At 69.1% G+C, this 2628-nt stretch carries 1 protein-coding gene and 1 pseudogene; both read right to left on the minus strand.

Annotated features, from left to right (window positions below):
• A pseudogene (locus AB7U92_RS25635) lies at window positions 1–1033 on the minus strand (hypothetical protein); the annotation flags it as partial.
• 19 nt (window positions 1034–1052) lie between these two features.
• Window positions 1053–2558, minus strand: coding sequence for a multicopper oxidase domain-containing protein (locus AB7U92_RS25640; RefSeq protein ID WP_428583452.1), 1506 nt, complete (start codon window positions 2556–2558; stop codon window positions 1053–1055).
• Between the last annotated feature and the right edge of the window lie 70 nt (window positions 2559–2628).

The raw sequence follows: 2628 nt of genomic DNA on the forward strand, positions 1-2628 counted from the left end.
CGGTGCCGTCGCGGCGGTCGAACAGCGCCAGGGTCGGTGCACCCGTGGCGGTCGAGAGTGTCACGTCGGCATCGGTCGTCTTGCCGGCCGGCACCATCAGGCTGGCCTGGATGCGCGGAGCCGGGTAGCTGTAGCCGTCCTCGCCCATGATCTTCCAGGTGCCGCTGTTCAGCGAGAGCACGCGGGTGGCCAGCCCGGCGTTGGCGATGCGCAGCCGCACCACGCTGCCAGGAGCCGCCACGGCGCCCAGGTCGGTGGCCGCCACACCCGCGGTGACGCCCTCGTAGACCTTGCCATTGACCATGAAGTAGCTCGGCGCGTACTTCAGCGTGCTGTAGCCGCCGGCCTTCCAGCCCGTGCCGTCGCCCGTGCCCAGCTGTGCCGCGATGGTGGCGTGCATCGCCGGGTCGATCTCGCTGAGCACCACGGGCACGTCTTCGTCGACGCCGGCCGGCGTGTCGTTGCCGACCACGGCCATGCCGGCCAGGCCCATCTGGATCTGCACCTGCGGGTGCGTGCCGCTCTGGTAGAGATAGGTGCCCGCGCGCAGGTTGTTGAAGACGTAGGTGCGGGTGGCGCCCGGTGCCGTCTCGCTGGTGAAGGAGCGCACGCGGCACTCCTGCAGGTTGCCGGGCCCGGGAACGCAGACGGTCGAGCTCGGTGCATCGACCACGTCGGTGGCCATCACCGGCGCCCCGCCCGACGGCAGGTTCTGCGCCGCCAGCACCAGCGAAGTGGGCACGTTCAGGTTGTTGACCAGCGTCACCGCGAGAGACCGGTCACTGCCTTGGGGTACCGAGATAACCGGGCCCGGGGCGGTGACCAGCCCGGGGGCCGCGCATTGCGATGCGTCGGCCACCTGCCGGTAGCCCCACATCGGCACGCCAGCGGGCGTCTCGGCCCGCTGGAACGCCTCGGCGCACAGCGTGACGGAGGTGATGGCATGGGCCTGGCCTGCGCACAGGCCGAACATGCCCGCGACGGCGGCGTGCAGCAGGGGGCTGTGGCCGAAGGATGGATTGGCTTTGCTCATGATGGCTCCCTGCGTCTGCTCAAGGCTGACCGGCGTCGATGGCAACGCTGAACGGCTCGACGACGATCATCGTCAGCATTCCCCCCGGGAAGATGCCGCCGTTGACCACCTCGCGCTCGTTGTGCGAATGGAACATGTGGAAGTAGCCCGCGGTGGTGTTCGCCGCCCCCGCGCCCACCGGCCGTGCGCCGAAGTCGCCGAGGTAGGGGCTGCCGCTGTAGAACTCGCCGAAGGCCAGCTCCAGCTCGGACGGCAGCGTCACCGGGATGGGCTTGTACATGTCGGTCAGCGGGTCCTGCGTCGACACGAAGGGCTGGCCATCGCCCCGGTCGGCCGGCCCGTTGGCGTTGCCGAAAGGCGGGATCACGCCGGTCGTCAGGTTCGGCTTGCCGAATCTGCAGTTGTCGATCGTCACCGGCTGCCCGCGCCGGCAGGTGGCGCCGAAGATGTCCCAGCCGAGGCCCTTGCCGGTCCAGGTCCAGATGGCGTCGTAGGTCTGGCCCGGCGTCGTCGGGATGGTGTAGTCGGACAGCGCCAGGTCCGGGCCCGCGCCGTTGGCAGTCTGGTCGTCCGGCGTGCTGCTGAGCATGCGCCCGTCGCGCGCAATGCCCCAGGAGTTGTTGCCGTGGTGGTGCATCGGGTGCATGTCGGCACCGGCGCCCACCATGCGCAGCAGCAGCTTCTCGCCCGGGTGCATGCGCGGCATGGCGTTATAGGGCTGGTGCGGCAGGATGCTGCTGCCTGCGCCGGGCTGGAAGTTCTTCGCGAACACGTCGGGAGACGTCCGCCCGTTGAGCATCCAGTAGTCGGGGAAGCGCTTGGAGAGGTCGACCTTGATGACGCTGTCGCACTGCGTGTTGCCCGCATTCAGACAGGTGCTGACCTGCTCGTAGACGGCGGAGTGGATGTTCGAGTCCAGGTCGGACGCCACCAGCAGGTACTCGCGGTCGAACGTCGTACCGGCGTGCGCGTAGGCGCGCTTGCTGGCCCCGTCCTTCGGGTAGCCGGTGGGGTAGACGACCATCGCGCCGATCAGGCCCATCTCCGCCTGGAGCGACGTGCGCGTGCCGCTCTGGTACGTGTAGGTACCCGGGTTCGTGGCGACGAAGGTGTAGGTGACCTGCCCCCCCGGGGCGGCCTGCCCGGCGATCACGTTGTCGGAGCACTGCGCGACCGCGGGGCTCGGCTCGGTGATCACCTGGCCGACGAACTGGATCGAGGTGCACACCGGCAGGTTGTTGGTCAGGGTCACGGTGACGGTCTCGCCCTGGTTCACCAGCAACGTCGGCCCGACGTACTGCATGAGCCGCTGGCCGCTGTCCTGGCCGTATCCCCACATGTAGACCTGCTTGCCGTCGGCCATGCTGATGTGGCCATCGGCCGCCACCAGGTCGAAGTGCCGCGTGCCCGAGGCTTCGGTTCCCGAGATGCCTTGCACGACGGCATGGGCCTGCAAGGCGCCGCAGGCGGCGCCGGCGACCAGCGCGAATCGCAGGGCCCGGCGAAGAATGTGGTTCGGCTTCATGGTGTGATGCTCCGTTGGCCTGGGCTTACTGCAGCACGATGGTGGTCATCAGACCGCCACGGTCCTCTCT

Source organism: Piscinibacter sp. (assembly GCF_050175855.1).
GTDB lineage: Bacteria > Pseudomonadota > Gammaproteobacteria > Burkholderiales > Burkholderiaceae_C > Piscinibacter.

Bases quoted from the DNA above. Each gene is read 5' to 3' on its own strand.
- AB7U92_RS25640 (WP_428583452.1), bottom strand. From the start codon at position 2,558: ATGAAGCCGAACCACATTCTTCGCCGGGCCCTGCGATTCGCGCTGGTC.